Here is a 17,462-nt window from a genome sequence, read left to right on the forward strand (position 1 = left end):
ATCATGTTAGATTTCACGGGTTTTTCTAAATATCATTAGCGCTCTATATACTTCCTCTTTTGTTGCTTGTGATCCGCTGCGAACAATCCCGTCCTCTGGCGAAAATGCAAGATCGGTGATTGTTTTCAGTTCATTCGCGGAGGGAAAAATGCCCAACACTTCATAGGTGATCGGCAACCCGAGCTTTTCGAATAACGCTTGATATTGCGCAAGCTCCTCTTCGCGTCCCTCGATTCGCAATTGCTGCAACGTTGTCAACGCGATGATTTGTCCGTGGCTGCCTTTTATCGCTCTCCCCCACAAACTGACCATCGCATTGTGCAAGGCATGGGCGATACTCAATCCGCCTGATTCAAACCCAATACCGCTTAATAATATATTTGCCTCGACTACTGCTTCAAAGGATTGAGTGATTTCTTGTCTTTTATTGGCCTCTAACGCTGCCTCCCCATGCTCCAACAACACTTCGCGACACTTCTCCGCAATGGCTCCTGCTGCTAAGGTAGGTGCCGCTCCTAAGGTATTCTTCCCATTATTTTCTCGTACTGTTCTTGCTTCAATTGACGTTGACAATCCGTCTGCGATTCCCGCGGCTAAAAAGTGGACCGGACTGTGGATCAAGATCTCCGTATCAACCAGGACCAAATCGGGGCTTTTAGTATAATAGGCATAGTTTTCAAAATATCCCTCTCGATACTCCACCGAAATTCGAGAAGTAGGGGCATCGGTTGCTGCTGAGGTGGGGACAACAATGCAGCGGCTCTTCGTATTAAAAGCCAATGCTTTTCCTAAATCGATCGCTCTTCCGCCACCCAAAGCGATGACATAATCAAAACTCAGAGTCGGCTGTTCCTCTTCTACTAACCAGACAGTGAGTTGTCCCCCTTGCTTTACCAGCTCCTTCATCAGCCCTTCTCCGACCATTTGATAGACAAACGCATCCGTTACTAGTAATCCTCTTTCTCCAAAAGACAAAATATCCTCTATATGGGCCCAAAGAACATTCTTTCCCTGTCGATAAGCCATCGGACTCGCAAAAAATTTTTCCATAGCGGTCTCCTTTTTGATTTATCATAGCAACTTGCTGAAATCGGTGCAAGAAAACTTCCCAGCATGATAAAAAAAGCACGCAGCTTTTTACGCTGCGTGCTTAGTAAGTCTAAATTATTTTTCGATTTCAGTAACGATACCTGAACCAACAGTACGTCCGCCTTCACGAATAGAGAAAGTTGTTCCTTTTTCTACAGCGATTGGGTGGATCAAATCAACGTCGATTGTTACGTTATCGCCAGGCATAACCATTTCAGTGCCTTCTGGCAACATGATATTACCTGTAACGTCCGTCGTACGGAAGTAGAATTGAGGACGGTAGTTGTTGAAGAATGGTGTATGACGTCCGCCTTCTTCTTTCGACAATACATATACTTCTGCGCTGAATTTTGTATGCGGTGTAATTGAACCTGGTTTAGCTAACACTTGACCACGTTCGATTTCATCACGAGTAATCCCACGTAAAAGCACACCAACGTTATCGCCGGCTTCCCCGTAATCCAATGTTTTACGGAACATTTCAAGACCTGTTACGATTGCTTTTTGAACTTCAGGTTTGATCCCGATGATTTCAATTTCATCACCGACTTTGACTTCACCACGGTCGATACGACCAGAAGCTACAGTTCCGCGTCCTGTGATTGAGAACACATCTTCGACTGGTAACAAGAATGGTTTGTCAGTATCACGTTCTGGTGTTGGAATATATTCGTCAACAGTATCCATTAAGTCAAGGATGACTTGTTCTTGTTCAGGATCGCCTTCTAATGCTTTCAAAGCAGAACCTTTAAGAACAGGAATATCGTCGCCTGGGAAACCATATTCTGTAAGCAATTCCCGAACTTCCATCTCTACTAAATCGATCAATTCGTCGTCATCAACCAAGTCTACTTTGTTCAAGAAGACGATCAAGTATTTTACACCTACTTGACGTGATAATAGAATGTGTTCGCGTGTTTGAGGCATAGGGCCATCAGTAGCTGATACTACTAAGATCGCACCGTCCATTTGAGCAGCACCGGTGATCATGTTTTTAACATAGTCCGCGTGTCCTGGAGCGTCGATATGGGCATAGTGGCGTTTTTCAGTTTCGTATTCTACGTGAGCGGTATTGATAGTGATTCCGCGTTCACGTTCTTCGGGTGCAGCATCGATACTAGCGTAGTCTTGAGGGTTTGCGAGACCTTTCTTACCTAATACCGTTGTGATTGCTGCAGTTAATGTTGTTTTACCGTGGTCGACGTGACCAATGGTACCAATATTAACGTGTGGTTTACTTCTATCATAATGTTCTTTTGCCATAATAAACAAACCTCCTAAAAAATTCTTACGGATACAGTGTAAATCATTTTGAATGAAATGAAAAAGATTTACACTTTTACTTTTTGTAAGTAACCATCCGAGAGTATAATACATCAGAATTGGTCAAACTCCAAATGATATGTTTCTCGTCATGAAGAGGACAGGAATAACTCGGTCTTCTCATCGTTTCTGTTGCTAAATACTTTGCTTTAGATGAGAGATTATAGGCTATAATAAAAACCAAAGAGTGTACAGAAAAATGGATTATTGGTTTAATAATAGAGTACATTTACAAAAGAATCCTGATAAGTCACTATGGAGGTAAGAAGTTATGGAAAATTTTCAAGCGTTGTTGGCTCAAATTCCAGATGAAGTAAAGGAAGCTTGGAGTGTTGGTTTTGTGTTTGTTAAGGAGAAGGATCACTATTGGCACTTTCCTGCCAGACAATGGACCGATGATCAAATTAAAGACTATTTTATTGAACGGTTTGATCAAGAGAGCCAGATCATTAGGCACCCAGCATTCGCCTTGAAGCAATTAGTAGTCGATGAACGGCCGGATCTTTTTGTCGTGATTCCTTATACTGCTGGAGAGGAACAATAATCAGATGGCACTTTTAGAGTTACATGATGTCAGTTATCAAGCGGGACAGAATACCATTTTGGATCACCTTTCCTTCAATTTAGAAGAAGGTGCTTTTTTGACGATCACTGGTCCCTCTGGAAGTGGCAAGAGCACCCTATTACGCGTGATCGCTTCGTTAGTATCGCCAACGAACGGGGAGCTGCTCTTCAGCGGTAAGCAGCAACGTTCCTATGACTATACTGACTATCGTCAACAAGTTTCTTATTGCTTCCAACAGCCTGCTTTGTTCGGTGATACTGTTGAAGACAATTTAGCTTTCCCTTATTTCGTCCGATCTCTTTTTCCAGATAAGGAGAAGATGGCAACTACCCTCAATTTAGTTGATCTCCCCTCAAACTATATCTCAAAAAAGATCACTGAATTATCTGGCGGTGAACGCCAACGTGTCGCGATGATTCGGAACATTTTATTTTTACCAAAAATTTTATTGCTCGACGAAGTGACGACCGGTTTAGATGAATCGACAAAAGGGATCATCCATCGACTCGTCCAGCAATTGCAGCAACAAGGCTGCTCCATTATGCAGGTGACGCATGATGAATCCGAAATTCAGGCAGCAAAAGAACTGCTGATCCTCCAAGAAGGGAGATTAAAAAAATGAATTCTTTAGCTGTGAATGACCTCTCCTTCGTACTCGCTTTTGCCTTGGTTTTGATTGCTGTCTTTATTAGCTCAAAAGAAAAGCTTCATCTATCTAAAGATATTTTTCTTAGTATTATACGGGCGATCCTTCAGTTGATCCTAGTAGGCTATTTGCTAAAATACATTTTCCAAGTAAACAATGGTTTCTTAACAGTGGCGATGAGCCTGTTTATCGTGTTTAATGCGGCTTGGAATGCGCATAAGAGAAATCCTGGTTCACGTAAGAAATACCGCCATTCTTTTGCCGCTATTTTTATCAGTACCTATGTGACGCTGGGTGTCTTGATTTTTTCTGGAGCGATCAAATTTGTTCCCTCGCAGATTGTGCCTATTACAGGAATGATTGCGAGCAATTCCATGGTAGCGATTGGTCTGTGTTACCGCACGTTGAATACCCAATTCCATGATTTGAGGCAACAAACATTAGAAAAATTAGCTTTAGGCGCTTCAATCAACTTGGCCTCTAAGCCTATTTTGCAGCAAAGTATCAAAACGGCCATGCAGCCGACGATCGATTCTGCTAAAACGGTAGGACTTGTGAGTCTGCCGGGAATGATGTCCGGTTTGATATTTGCGGGCCTTGATCCCGTCCTTGCCATCAAATATCAGATCATGGTGACCTTCATGCTGCTCTCTGCTACAAGTTTGGGAGCGATCATTGCCGGGTATTTTGCTTATAAAGATTACTTTAATGACGATTACCAGTTGATTTCCTAAAAATGAACACAAAACGACCTCCAAAAGGGATCTTCTGGAGGTCATTTATCTATACGAGCAAATTGTACAGTGTTTTGTTTTGACTTAACTCGATATAGGTAGAATCAAATTCATTTAATCGCTTCAATAAGCTTGGCAGTGTCTCAGGCTTCTTCAACAACACGCCGATCACTACTGGGCCGGTCCCGCGATTGCTTTTTTTCGTGTATTCAAATCGAGTGATGTCGTCTCCTTCACCCAATACCTCGGACACAAACTCCTTGAGTGCGCCCGGACGTTGCGGAAAATTCACGACAAAGTAATGTTTTAATCCCTGATAAATCAGCGAACGTTCCTCGATCTCTGCCATTCGATTAATGTCGTTGTTTCCACCGCTGATGACACAGATCACTGTTTTTCCTTTGATTTTTTCTTTCATTAAATCCAAAGCAGCAACACTCAACGCACCCGCGGGTTCAACTACAATGGCCTGCTTGCCGTACAGATCAAGAATCGTAGAGCAAATCAATCCCTCATCCACCGACATCAGCTCATCTACATATTCTTTGCTGTGGAGGTACGTTATTTCACCTACACATTGAACGGCTGCACCGTCAACGAATTTGTCAATCTCTGCCAATTTCACTGGTTGCTCTTTTTCAAAAGCTGCCTGCATCGATGCAGCCCCTTTTGGCTCCACACCAATTACTTTTGTCATCGGAGATGTATTTTTCACATACGATGATACGCCGCTGATCAAGCCGCCGCCGCCGATTGCTGCAATGACATAATCTGGTTTATAGCCTTCACTTTCTGCATCGGTCATCATCTCTAAAGCCAGTGTTCCTTGACCGGCAATGATGTTCCTGTCGTTGAAGGGATCAATGAAGGTCATGCCATTTTCTTCGCAATACGCTCTTGCTGCAGAAGCAGAAGCATCAAAGGTATCTCCAACTAAATGAATATCTGCGAATTCGCCACCAAAAAAATTTACTTGCGAGACTTTTTGCTGTGGTGTCGTAGTCGGCATAAAAATCGCGGCTTTCGTTCTTAATTCATGGCATGTATACGCCACTCCCTGTGCGTGATTCCCCGCGCTTGCACAAACAACACCCTTTTTTAGTTCCGCTTCTGGAAGTTTTTTTATGGCGTAATAGGCCCCGCGTAATTTAAACGAACGAACTTTTTGCAGATCTTCTCGCTTGAGTAAAACGGTTGCCTGATACTTTTCAGATAAGTAACGATCGTATTGCAATGGTGTATGATTGACCGAATTTTTCAGTAATTGATAAGCACTGCGAACCTCGGTGTCTTTGATCAAATCCATCACTGCACCTCCCACTAATCTTTACGGCTGACAAATGGCATCATTTTTCGTAATTCGCCACCTACTTCTTCAATTTGATGACCCGCACTTTCTTTACGCATCTTCTTAAACTCTGGGAAGCCGTTTTTGTTATCATCAATAAAGCCTTGCGCAAATTTTCCATTTTGGATATCTGTTAGGACTTCCTTCATTCCTGCTTTTGCTTGATCCGTAATAACGCGAGGTCCTGAAACATAATCCCCGTATTCCGCAGTATTGGAGATAGAATTCCGCATTTTTCCAAAGCCGCCTTCATAGATCAAATCAACGATTAGCTTCATTTCGTGACAGACTTCGAAGTATGCCAATTCAGGGTGATAGCCCGCTTCTACTAAGGTTTCAAATCCTGCTTCGATCATACTGGTTAACCCGCCACATAACACGGCTTGTTCACCAAACAGATCGGTTTCAGTTTCTTCTTTAAAGGTTGTTTCCAAGACACCTACTCGTGTCGCACCGATTCCTTTAGCATAAGACAGCGCTAATTCTTGAGCAGTTCCTGTTGCGTCTTGATAAACCGCGAATAAGGCAGGTACGGCAAATCCTTCGGTAAACGTCCGACGAACTAAATGCCCAGGGCCTTTAGGTGCCACTAAGAAGACATCCACGTTTTTCGGCGGATTGATTACATCAAAATGAATATTGAATCCATGGGCGAAAACTAACGCGTCGCCTTCTTCTAAGTTTGGTGCGATTTCATTCTCATAGAGCGCACCTTGGATCTCATCTGGAGCTAAAATCATGACTACTTCGGCTTTTTTAGCTGCGTCAGCTACTGACAATACATCAAACCCATCTTCACGAGCAGCCTCAGCGGATTTTCCTTCTCGCACACCGATCACGACTTGGTGACCCGTGTCACGTAGATTTTGTGCATGAGCGTGTCCTTGTGACCCATAACCCACTACAGCAATTGTTTTTCCTTCTAAAGCATCCTTCGCTACTGCATCATCATAATAAACTTTAACCATCATTTTTCCTCCAATTTATTAAACTATATTAATAGCAAAACAAGAAATTTATTTTGCGTTTAACCTCTGCTAAATCCAGTTACTCCTGTTCGGGCTAACTGCTTGATACCATACGGTCGAAGTACATCGATACAGGCATTGACCTTTTCCGTCGAGCCTGCGACCTGTACGACAATCGTTTTTAATCCTACATCCACGACATCTGCGCGAAACGGATCGATCATCGCTTGAATCTCTGAACGGATCGCAGCCGGCGCACTGACTTTGACCAATGCCAATTCTCTTTCTAAATGAGGCTCATCCGTTACATCAGAGACTTTCACAACATCGATTTGCTTATTTAGCTGCTTCGTTACTTGTTCCACGTCTGCTAAAGTGTCCGCTTGGATAATGATCGTCATGCGCGACTCTCCGTCTCTTTCCGTTCGACCGACAGAGACACTATCCATATTTACCTGTCTGCGGTTTAGCACGCTGGTGATGCGACTCAGTACTCCCGCCTGATCGTGAACCATCGCTGTGATCATTCGTCTCATCTAATCTACCCCCCAACATCTGATCATTTGGCATACCCGCCGGAATCATAGGCAATACGTGCTCTTTCGTGCAAATCATCACCTCGATCAGCATAGGGCCAGGTGTCGCAAACGCTGCTTGCAATTCTTTTTCCAACGTATGTGGATCAGTAATTTTTTTACTGCCTATCCCGTAGGCTTCCGCCATCTTCATGAAATCCGGTTGCTCTTGAAAAACAGATTGCGAACGGCGTTCATTAAAGAATTTTTCTTGCCACTGACGAACCATTCCTAGGGATTGGTTGTTCATCAAAATGAATTTAATATCCAAGTTATTTTGATTCAAAATGGCGAATTCCTGATTGGTCATTTGAAAGCCGCCATCTCCGACAAAGACGACCACTGATTCCTCTGGTTTGCCAAATTTCGTCCCAATGCCAGCTGGGATTCCATACCCCATGGTCCCTAACCCGCCACTGGTGATTAATTGTTTTGGAAACTTGAATGGATAAAATTGCGCTACCCACATTTGATGCTGACCTACATCAGTCGCCACATAAGCTTGCCCTTCGGTGATCCGTCCAACAATCTCGATGACTTCTTGCGGCTTGATGACTTTCTCATCCCAGGTGTATTTCAATGGGTATTTTTCTTGCCGTGCCTTACACAGCATCCGCCACTCTTCGCATTCTGGCGCGTCACTCTCTGTCGACAGCATTTGACTTAGCGCGATCTTTGCATCACCGACGATCGGGATATCTGTTTTGATGATCTTTCCGATTTCTACTGGATCAACATCTATATGGGCAATTTTGGCATGAGGCGCGAATGCTTCAGATGAACAGGCCAGACGATCGTCAAACCGGCTGCCAATGTTGATCAGTAAATCGCATTCCATCATAGCCATATTTGCGGCATATGTTCCATGCATGCCGCCCATACCTAGAAAATTAGGATGATCATGCGGCAGTAGGCCTAGCCCTAACAAGGTGCTTACTGTCGGCAGCCGGTATTTTTCTACCAATTGTCGCAATTCGTTGCCGCCATCTGCCGCAACGACACCTCCCCCAACAAGAAGCAGCGGTTTTTTTGCTCGTTTCAATAACGTCATCAGCCGTTCGATTTGTAAAATAGAGGGTGTTGTCGTCGGCTGGTAACTCTCTAAATGAACGACCTTATTAATGGCTGGATTGGCTTTCAATGTCGTAATGTCTTTCGGCAAATCAATCAGCACTGGTCCTTTTCTTCCTGTCGTCGCAATATGAAAGGCTTCATTGATGATCCGGGGAAGCTCTTCAATGTCTCGAACCTGATAATTATTTTTGGTAATGGGAACGGTGATCCCCAACATATCCGCTTCTTGGAAGGCATCCTTTCCAATGCCGGGTGTGGTTACTTGACCTGTAATAACGACCAAAGGAACCGAATCGATCATCGCGTCTGCGATCCCCGTGACTACATTGGTCGCACCAGGTCCGCTGGTTACAATAACTACTCCAGGTTTGCCTGTCGCCTTCGCGTACCCCTCTGCGGCGTGCACGGCACCTTGCTCGTGCCGTGTAAGAATATTCGGAATCGATTCATCATAAAGGGAGTCATACAGCGGTAAAACGGACCCGCCAGGATACCCGAAAATCAATTCGACTCCTTGATTTTCCAAACACTTGATCAATAGATCTGCGCCGCTATACAGCTCTTCCGCGTCTGCTTTTTGCTTCATTTCTTCCATCACGATCCCCCTATTCCTCTGGTAGTTTCATGACTCCGCCAGTGTGCGCGGAAGTCACCATCGCTGAGTAACGAGCCAACCAGCCTTTTTTGACTTTTGGTTGGAATTTTACTAATTGCTCTCTTCGTTTTGCTAATTCTTCTTCTGAAACAGCGACGTTCAATGTACGATCTGTCAAATCAATCGTAATCTCATCTCCATCTTGAACCAGAGCGATGGGTCCGCCGGCTGCTGCCTCTGGTGAAATATGTCCGACAGCGATGCCCCGCGTTGCTCCAGAAAAACGTCCGTCTGTGATCAGCGCAACGTCTTTTCCTAATCCGCGGCCGACGATACTAGATGTTGGTGCCAACATTTCGGGCATTCCCGGACCGCCTTTTGGTCCTTCGTATCGGATAACAACGACATGTCCTTTTGTGACAGTGTGATCATCGATGGCAGCCACTGCTTCATCATGAGAACTAAAGCAGATCGCTGTTCCTTTAAAGACAGTGATACTCGGGTCTACCCCGCCCACTTTGATCACGCTGCCTTCAGGTGCGATATTCCCGTATAAGATCGACAGGCCGCCAACCGCACTATAAGGTGCCGTCTTCGGATGAATCACTTCTTCGTTCTTGATTTTCGCTGAAGCGACATTCTCACGTAACGTTTTGCCGGTAACGGTGATCCTGTCTGAATGGATCGCTCCGTCGATAGAGACCAGTTCGTTGATGATCGCTGGAACCCCGCCGGCTTCATGAACGTCGTGCATCGAATAGCTGGAGGACGGCGCAATTTTTGAAAGATAAGGAACTCTTTTGGCAATCTCATTAATATCAGACTGATCGTAATCAATCTCGGCTTCATTGGCGATAGCTAAGGTATGAAGAACAGTATTCGTTGAACCGCCCATCGCCATATCCAATGCGAAGGCGTCGTCAATCGCTTCTTTCGTGACGATGTCTCTTGGCTTAATCTGTTTCTTCACAAGATTCATCAAGTGCTTGGCAGATTCTCTTACCAGCTCCCGGCGTTCATCTGAAACCGCCAAGATCGTACCATTTCCAGGTAATGCAAGACCCAATATTTCCAATAGACAGTTCATGGAGTTCGCCGTAAACATCCCAGCACAGGAACCGCAGGTCGGGCAGGCATTTTGTTCCATGAATAGGAAATCCTCTTTGGTCATTTTACCTTCTTTGAACGTTCCTACCGCTTCAAACATCGAGGATAACGTTGTTTGGTGTCCCAATGGATCGATTCCCGCCTTCATTGGCCCGCCAGAACAAAAGATCGAAGGGACGTCCGTCCGGACAGCGGCCATAATCATTCCCGGCGTAATCTTGTCACAATTCGGAATATAAAACACGCCGTCAAACCAATGAGCATTGATCACTGTCTCTGCTGCATCAGCGATCAATTCGCGACTCGGTAGGGAGTAACGCATCCCAATATGTCCCATCGCGATGCCGTCATCGACACCGATCGTATTGAATTCGAAGGGAATCCCGCCGGCTTCACGAATCGCTTCTTTTGCCACATCTGCCAGTTCGCGCAGGTGAACATGTCCAGGAACGATATCGATGTATGAATTACAAATCGCAATAAACGGTTTATCCATATCGTGAATATTCTTTACTTGGCCAGTCGCATACAATAAGCTTCTAGCCGGTGCTGCATCAATTCCTTTTTTAATCTGATCACTTCTCATAGTCACATCTCCCCTGCCATCAAAAAAAGAGCATCCCATCAATAAAATGGGATGCTCTTGCAAGAATCCCATTTGTAACGCAAACAGGACTCAAACGAACGGTTCATACTCTCCCGCGTTCTAAGTCCTCAACTCAATAATTAATAAGACGATGCCATCGAAATTATTGTATTTACTCTTGCGCATAAAAATCGGCTCCTCGTTTTTCTAATAATATCTTAATCATTTTTTTATACTATACAGTTCATAAGATTAAAAGTCAATGAATTTTCAGAATATTTTCTAATTAAATTGTTTTAGGGTTTTAACCTGGATACTTTTCATTTGTAAAGCCAAACCCATTTAAAGTTTACAAATGAAAAGTCATTGTTCCTTTGACTTTACAAACGAAAAGCCCGACACGAGGTGTCGAGCTTAAGCGGCGAATTGACTATCATAAAGAGCGGCATAAAAATCGCCTTTTTCCATTAAACTGCGATGACTGCCTTGTTCAATGATCGCCCCGTCTTTCATGACTAAAATCAAATCCGCGTTTTTGATGGTCGATAAACGGTGGGCAATGACGAAGCTTGTTCGCTCTGCCGTTAACTGATCCATAGCCTGCTGAATCATCCCTTCTGTCCGTGTATCGACACTTGATGTCGCTTCGTCCAGAATCAGTAATTGCGGATCGGCTAAAATGGCCCGTGCAATCGTCAGCAGCTGTTGCTGTCCTTGGGAAATCTGACTGCCGTCTGAAGAAATGATGGTGTCATACCCGTTAGGCAACGTACGAATAAAATGGTGGCATTGAGCATCTTTCGCCGCCTGGACCACCTCTTGTCTGGTGGCATCAGGATTGCCGTATGCAATATTATTTGCCACAGTTCCTTCAAACAGCCAAGTATCCTGCAGCACCATTCCGAATTTTTGTCGAATGGCCGCTCGTGAAAAATGACTGACGTCTTTTCCATCAACTTCGATCTGACCGCCGGTTAATTCGTAAAAACGCATCAACAAGTTGATCATCGTTGTTTTTCCAGCGCCGGTCGGTCCTACGATAGCGACCATCTGCTTCGGCTTCACTTTGAAATTCACATCTTCCATGAGCAAACGGTCCGAAGAATACCCAAAGGAAACATGCTTGAAGTTTACTTCACCCCGCAGCGTTTCTGGAACAGGAATGTGGATCGCGTCTTCCTTTTCTTCCTCTTGATCTAAAATCTCAAAGATTCGCTCCAGTGCAGCAAATGCACTTTGCAAACTGTTGATCACATAAGAAACCTGCGTGATTGGTTCTGAGACCTGATTGACGTATTGTAAATAGGCCTGGACCAAACCAATCGATAATTGGCCGTTGATCACCATGATACCGCCAACGACCGCACTCGTCACAAAGCCTAGCTGGTTGATCAGCCGAATCAAAGGATTGATCGCGAAGCTGACGAACTGTGCTTTTTTGAAGGCTTGGAATTGCGCTTCGTTCAATGCATCCAAATCTTCCATCGTTTCTTTTTGTCGATTGTAAGACTTGATCAGCAAGTTTCCTGAGTAATCCTCTTCGGCTTTCGTTCCCACCGCTCCTAAAGCAACTTGATTCTCTGAAAAATATTCTTGGTTTTTATGAGCCAGACGGTTTGTCAAAAAGAGACTGATCAGTAGAATGATCACTATCCCCAAGGTAAGCAGCGGGCTTAAATAAATCATCAAGCCTAAACCAATCACGATCGACAGGACAGCGGAGATCATTTGCATCAACCCTACTTGCAGAACCTCAGATACTTTGTCTAAATCAAGTGTCGCTCGTGTCAACACATCCCCCGTTTTATACTGATCAAAGAAATTCATCGGCAAGCGGTTAAGCTTTTCCGTTAACAGCTTTCTCAGTCGCAGTGTTAACGTTTCAGCCACACTTGCCATAGTGTATTCTTGCAGCAATGAAAACAAGGAGACGCCTAGCCATGACAAAAAGAGCAGTGCCACTGGACGGACCAGTGCATTAAATAAGCTCTCGACTGTTACCTGACCTGTTTGGATCAAGGAGATGATCGCATCCAATCCCTGACCTAAAATCAGCGGAGTGATCGCCATCAAAGCCGCGAAAAAAACTGCCGAAGAAACAATTATGACAAATCGACCTTTTTGTTCCATCAAGAGCTTCAACAGACGAATGCTGGTCTTTTTAAGCTCTTTTGGTGTTTCAGTTACCACTTCTTTTTCCTCAACTTGCTTGATGCTCATGCTTTTTCTCCTCCATTCCTTGAGATTTGGCAAATTCTTGATACACGCCGCAGGTTGTCAGCAGCTCTTCATGGGTGCCTTTCCCCACGATTCGTCCTTCTTCTAAAACAATGATCTGATCCGCATCTTTAATCGTTGAAAGACGCTGCGCAACGATCACGATCGCCGCCTCGGACAAATACGTTTTCAAGGCCTTCCGTAATTTCGCGTCTGTTTGATAATCCAGTGCTGAGAAACTATCGTCAAAGAAATAAAGATCTGCTGGCTTGATCAAGGCTCTGGCAATACTCAACCGTTGCTTTTGTCCCCCAGAGAAATTATTCCCCTTTTGAGCGACAAACGCATCATATTGTCCATCTAACTGATGAATAAAGTCTTCTGCCTGAGCAGCTTTTGCAGCCGCCTGCATTTCTTTTTCAGTTGCCTCAGGATTTCCAAAGAGGAAATTGTCCCTGACCGTGCCGCTAAATAAAAATGCTTTCTGCGGGACATAGCTGATTCGATCTCTGAGGGCTTCTTGTGTCACCCCTTGAATCGGTTCATCCAAGAAACGAATCTCACCCTTGGTCGTATCTCGTAGACGTAAAAGGGCTTTTGCAATCGTACTTTTACCTGATCCTGTTCCCCCGACAATCGCCGTCACCCCTTTTGGAATGTCAAACGTGATGTCGGATAAGACGGCTTCTTCCGCACCGCTATACGTGAAATCAACGTGATCGAAAACAGCAATCGGCGTATCCGTTACTCTAGCAAACGAGGTCTTCGGACCATCGACGATTTCTTCTTCTTTATCCAAAACTTCACCGATACGCTCCAAAGAAGCCAACGCCTTCGGGATCATTACGATCACCATCGCTGCCATCGTCAAGAACCATAAGCTCAAGATCGTATACTCACTGATCGCAGTCAGACTGCCGATCGGTACATTTCCTTGAACAACTAATAATCCGCCAAATGCTAAGACAGCAGTCATTCCTAAGCCCATGACTAAGTTCACTGTCGGATTCAAAACAGCAAATAATTTATTGACACGGATCATAACATCAGAATAGTTAAAGAATGTTTTGTCTGTACGTTCTTTTTCAAAATCCGTTTTATTGAATGCGCGAATCACTCGCACACCTGTATAAAATTCTCTTAGAATCTGCATCATCTTGTCCATCCGCTGCTGCATCACATCTGCAAGAGGAACAGCCTTCTTGATAACGATAAACGAAACGATCGAAAATAAAACGATCGATGCGATCGGTATCCAGACAAAGCGCCACGAGATCATTCCTGTCAAAACAATCGACGCCAAGCAGATCAACGGCGCAGGAATAATCATTTGGAAGACCATCATTAAAATTTGTTGAATATTTGTAATGTCACTGGTTGTTCGAGCAAGTAACGTGGGGGTCCCGAATTCATCCATTTCAGCCATGGACAACTGCTGTGTTTTGCTGACTAGCTGCTTCCGCAGAAAATAGCCGAAGCGTCCAGCCAAAATCGCTGAATAATAACTTGCGATAATCGACACGATCCCCGTCAACACAGCGATCCCCAGCATCAATCCGCCATTTCGCCAAATCGCTCCTTGATCTTGCGTTAAAATACCTTCATCAATAATTTCAGCAACATAGTAAGGAATCATAAGTGTTCCAACCGCCTGCACGATCATTAAGATGAAGGTGCCCAAGAACATCGTTTGATACTCTTTGAAAAAGATTTTGAATAGTTTCATCTTTTTTTCCCTCCTTCTCCTATGTTAGAATAAAGTGTAACGTAACGTCACAGTCAAGCAAGAAATGAGGATTTCTATGAAAAAATATTTAACGATCAGTGAACTAGCAAAATACGCAGGCATCAGTCGACGAACGCTGATTTATTACGATCAGATCCATCTTTTCAAACCAGTAAAAATTGGCGAAAATGGGTATCGTTATTACAGCATTGATCAGTATTTTGAATTAGACGTCATTCTCTTATTAAAAAACCTCGATGTTTCATTAGAGGAGATTCATGCCTTTTTGAAGAATCGAAACGTGGATTATGTTTTAGATGGATTCATGCGGCAAAAACAAAAAGTCGACGAACAAATCAACAAGTTAAAGGGCATTCGCGGAACTCTAGACAGCTATATCGAACGGTATACGACGTTAAAAAACTTTGACTTGGAGTCTATCACTTGTTCCTACCGTGAAGCAGAGTCCTTTGTTATTTCTGATACTATTGAAAATTTCGATGATATTGATTCCTTTCAAGTATATGGACGGTTTTATTCCTACGTAGAGAGCAGCGATCTGTTTAGCGGTTACCCCATCGGCTTTTTAGTCGACGGTGCGGCGTTCTACGAAGAGAACTTTCATGATGCGCCGTATCGTGCCCTCGTGAAAATCCCTGAAGACCGAATACACCTATATGATGAACATCGCGTCATCAAACGCCCCGCTGGTGAGTATGTTTCTGGTTTTATCAAAGATGAGATTCATTATATCAATACCTTTAATAATCGTTTTAAAAACTATTTAAAGGAACATCACTTGATTTTAAATGGAGATATCTGGGAATTACTCTGGCAAGATGAAGCCACATCGGAGCATCCTGAGGATCAGGTATTTGAAGTATTGATTCCAGTGACAAAAAAGATTGAATAGAATTTATAGACCAAACAAATGATACGAAATACTGTAAAACAAAACACCTTGACACCCTGTGTTTTAAAATGATAGGATGAAATGAAAACTAACGAAGGGAGAGAGCGCAATGATTAAGACTAACCAAGTAAACAACCTACAAATGATTGATCTAGCTGTGTCGTTTTACTCGAATAGAGGGACTTTTTCAACCGACTCTCTGCTTATTCGTAAATAAAGCGTATTTAGCAAACTGTCAATCATTCGGTTGACAGTTTTTTTGTATGGATTTTAATAAATAATCGACGGAGGTGCTTCCTATGAGTGGAATAAGAAAGGATACCAAGAAGAATAAACTAAACCAGAGGAACAATTCGATTCCTCTATGAGAGGATTAATAGTGAAAATAATAAAAGGAAAATACACCTCTGCTACTGTATACACAGAGGCACTGACAGAAAGTACAAGAGGGCAACTTATGACTCTTTGTAATCAACCCTTTACACAAGACCAAAAGATTCGAGTGATGCCGGACACCCACAGCGGCGCGAGCTGTGTCATTGGAATGACGATGACGGTAACGGATAAAGTAGCTCCTAGCTTGGTGGGGGTCGACATTGGCTGCGGCGTCCATGTGACAAAAATCAAAAAAGGGATCAAACAAAATTTTGATAAACTCGATCGGGTCATTCGAAATCGGATTCCCAGCGGCCATCACTCCCACAGCAAACCCCAATATGCTTTCAATTTGGAGCACGTGCTTGCACCTGTCCATCGGGGTGCTGCATTGCGAAGTATCGGAACATTAGGCGGTGGCAATCATTTTATCGAGGTCAACGAAGGCAAGGACGGGATATATCTGGTCATTCACAGTGGCAGTCGAATTTTAGGAAAAGAAATTGCAGACTATCACCAAGAGATCGCCTATCAAAAGCTCACTGACGCACGCCAAGAGATACACGCACAACTAAAAGCTGCCGGCACTAGTCTAGAGAAGCAATCCCTCGCCGATGTACTGAATGAATTGGAGATTCCTTACGAATTTTCTTTCATTGCAGAAAATGATTTGGCAAACTATTTAGCAGATATGAAGGTCGCGCAACAATACGCTGCCTTCAATCGACAAACCATGGCGCTGACGATTTTAAAAGCAATGAAATGGGAAAAGCAGATCATTGAGAGCTTTGACAGTCCCCATAACTACATTGATACCGATCAGATGATCTTGCGCAAGGGAGCCGCTTCGGCTAGAAAGAATGAAAAAATGATCGTTCCATTAAACATGAAAGACGGCTCCCTCCTTGGGGTCGGCAAAGGCAATCCAGAATGGAATCAGTCTGGTCCTCATGGTGCTGGTCGCATGATGAGCCGGACACAAGCTAGAGCTTCGATCAATCTGGAGAATTACCAGCACATGATGCGGCACGTTTGGACGACTTCTGTGTCAAAAAAGACCTTAGACGAGGCGCCCAAAGCCTATAAATCTAAAAAACAGCTCCTCACGCATTTAGATGAAACAATGGAAATACATGAAGTGATTCGTCCATTGTATAACTTCAAAGGATAATCTCCTCTATAGAAACGGCGTTTTCTCTATTTAAGAGAGAAGCGCCGTTTTTGTGATCATCCTCCCCTTCTATTCACTCAAGCAGCCTCCAAGATGAAACAGACAAATCCCCTATTCTGGACAACAAAAAAAGACTCAACATTTCTGCTAAGTCTTTCGCTAGGGCGAACGATGGGAATCGAACCCACGAGTGCCGGAGCCACAATCCGGTGCGTTAACCACTTCGCCACGATCGCCATGGTGCTATTTAATTTCAAATAAAAAACTAAGATGAAATAACATCTTAGCTCTTTATACCGGCGGCCGGGGTCGAACCGGCACGCCCGTGAGGGCACTGGATTTTGAGTTGGACAAAAACTGTTTGTTTGAAATAGAAACATTGTCATATCAATGTTTCAGTGCTTTTGAATTTGATAAAAAAGTAAAAATTTTGATGAAATGGTCCATGAT

The 17,462-nt window shown here is 43.8% G+C and carries 13 protein-coding genes, 1 tRNA gene and 1 pseudogene; 5 read left to right on the top strand and 10 right to left on the bottom strand.

What is annotated here, in order from left to right:
• Window positions 1-6: 6 nt before the first annotated feature.
• Together A5868_RS09110 and tuf are read right to left on the bottom strand one after the other, a co-directional pair.
• Window positions 7-1,050: a glycerol dehydrogenase gene (locus A5868_RS09110; protein ID WP_086303687.1), complete on the bottom strand. Its 1,044-nt coding sequence runs from the start codon at window positions 1,048-1,050 to the stop codon at window positions 7-9.
• 114 nt (window positions 1,051-1,164) lie between these two features.
• On the bottom strand, window positions 1,165-2,352 hold the full coding sequence (gene tuf, locus A5868_RS09115) for an elongation factor Tu (protein ID WP_086303686.1): 1,188 nt from the start codon (window positions 2,350-2,352) through the stop codon (window positions 1,165-1,167).
• A 331-nt stretch (window positions 2,353-2,683) separates the two neighbouring features.
• Between tuf and A5868_RS09120 the strand changes: the two genes are divergently transcribed.
• The 3 genes from A5868_RS09120 to A5868_RS09130 are packed head-to-tail and all read left to right on the top strand — an operon-like array spanning window position 2,684 to window position 4,357.
• A complete protein-coding gene (locus A5868_RS09120) occupies window positions 2,684-2,956 on the top strand; it encodes a hypothetical protein (RefSeq protein ID WP_010780595.1) in 273 nt (90 codons plus the stop codon).
• Window positions 2,957-2,960: 4 nt separating this feature from the next.
• The gene (locus A5868_RS09125) at window positions 2,961-3,599 is read left to right on the top strand and encodes an ABC transporter ATP-binding protein (protein WP_086303685.1); all 639 of its coding nucleotides are present in this window, start codon (window positions 2,961-2,963) and stop codon (window positions 3,597-3,599) included.
• Window positions 3,596-4,357 carry an ABC transporter permease gene (locus A5868_RS09130; protein WP_086303684.1) on the top strand — a complete coding sequence of 254 codons (762 nt, stop codon included), beginning with the start codon at window positions 3,596-3,598 and terminating at the stop codon, window positions 4,355-4,357. The genes A5868_RS09125 and A5868_RS09130 overlap by 4 nt, the downstream gene beginning before the upstream one ends.
• A 49-nt stretch (window positions 4,358-4,406) precedes the next feature.
• Here A5868_RS09130 and ilvA read toward each other — a convergent pair whose 3' ends face one another.
• The 7 genes and pseudogenes from ilvA to A5868_RS09165 form a co-directional block, all read right to left on the bottom strand.
• A complete protein-coding gene (gene ilvA, locus A5868_RS09135) occupies window positions 4,407-5,663 on the bottom strand; it encodes a threonine ammonia-lyase IlvA (RefSeq protein WP_010780591.1) in 1,257 nt (418 codons plus the stop codon).
• 14 nt (window positions 5,664-5,677) lie between these two features.
• Window positions 5,678-6,673 (bottom strand): ketol-acid reductoisomerase, encoded by a 996-nt coding sequence (ilvC, locus tag A5868_RS09140; RefSeq protein ID WP_086303683.1) that lies wholly within the window; start codon window positions 6,671-6,673, stop codon window positions 5,678-5,680.
• Window positions 6,674-6,732: 59 nt separating this feature from the next.
• Complete coding sequence (ilvN, locus tag A5868_RS09145; protein ID WP_010780589.1) at window positions 6,733-7,209, bottom strand: acetolactate synthase small subunit; 477 nt, start codon at window positions 7,207-7,209, stop codon at window positions 6,733-6,735.
• Window positions 7,210-7,219: 10 nt separating this feature from the next.
• A pseudogene (ilvB, locus tag A5868_RS09150) lies at window positions 7,220-8,917 on the bottom strand (biosynthetic-type acetolactate synthase large subunit); the annotation flags it as partial.
• 10 nt (window positions 8,918-8,927) lie between these two features.
• A complete protein-coding gene (gene ilvD, locus A5868_RS09155) occupies window positions 8,928-10,610 on the bottom strand; it encodes a dihydroxy-acid dehydratase (protein WP_010780587.1) in 1,683 nt (560 codons plus the stop codon).
• A gap of 414 nt (window positions 10,611-11,024) precedes the next feature.
• Window positions 11,025-12,830 (bottom strand): ABC transporter ATP-binding protein, encoded by a 1,806-nt coding sequence (locus A5868_RS09160; protein ID WP_010780586.1) that lies wholly within the window; start codon window positions 12,828-12,830, stop codon window positions 11,025-11,027.
• Window positions 12,811-14,553, bottom strand: coding sequence for an ABC transporter ATP-binding protein (locus A5868_RS09165; protein WP_010780585.1), 1,743 nt, complete (start codon window positions 14,551-14,553; stop codon window positions 12,811-12,813). The genes A5868_RS09160 and A5868_RS09165 overlap by 20 nt, the downstream gene beginning before the upstream one ends.
• A 76-nt stretch (window positions 14,554-14,629) precedes the next feature.
• Here A5868_RS09165 and A5868_RS09170 point away from each other — a divergent pair, with 76 nt between their 5' ends.
• On the top strand, window positions 14,630-15,466 hold the full coding sequence (locus A5868_RS09170; protein WP_010780584.1) for a MerR family transcriptional regulator: 837 nt from the start codon (window positions 14,630-14,632) through the stop codon (window positions 15,464-15,466).
• Window positions 15,467-15,845: 379 nt separating this feature from the next.
• Window positions 15,846-17,012 (top strand): RtcB family protein, encoded by a 1,167-nt coding sequence (locus tag A5868_RS09175; protein ID WP_010780583.1) that lies wholly within the window; start codon window positions 15,846-15,848, stop codon window positions 17,010-17,012.
• Between the two features lie 163 nt (window positions 17,013-17,175).
• Here the strand turns inward: A5868_RS09175 and A5868_RS09180 are convergent.
• Window positions 17,176-17,248, bottom strand: a tRNA-His gene (locus A5868_RS09180).
• Between the last annotated feature and the right edge of the window lie 214 nt (window positions 17,249-17,462).

The organism is Enterococcus sp. 12F9_DIV0723 (genome assembly GCF_002174375.1).
GTDB lineage: Bacteria > Bacillota > Bacilli > Lactobacillales > Enterococcaceae > Enterococcus_A > Enterococcus_A gilvus.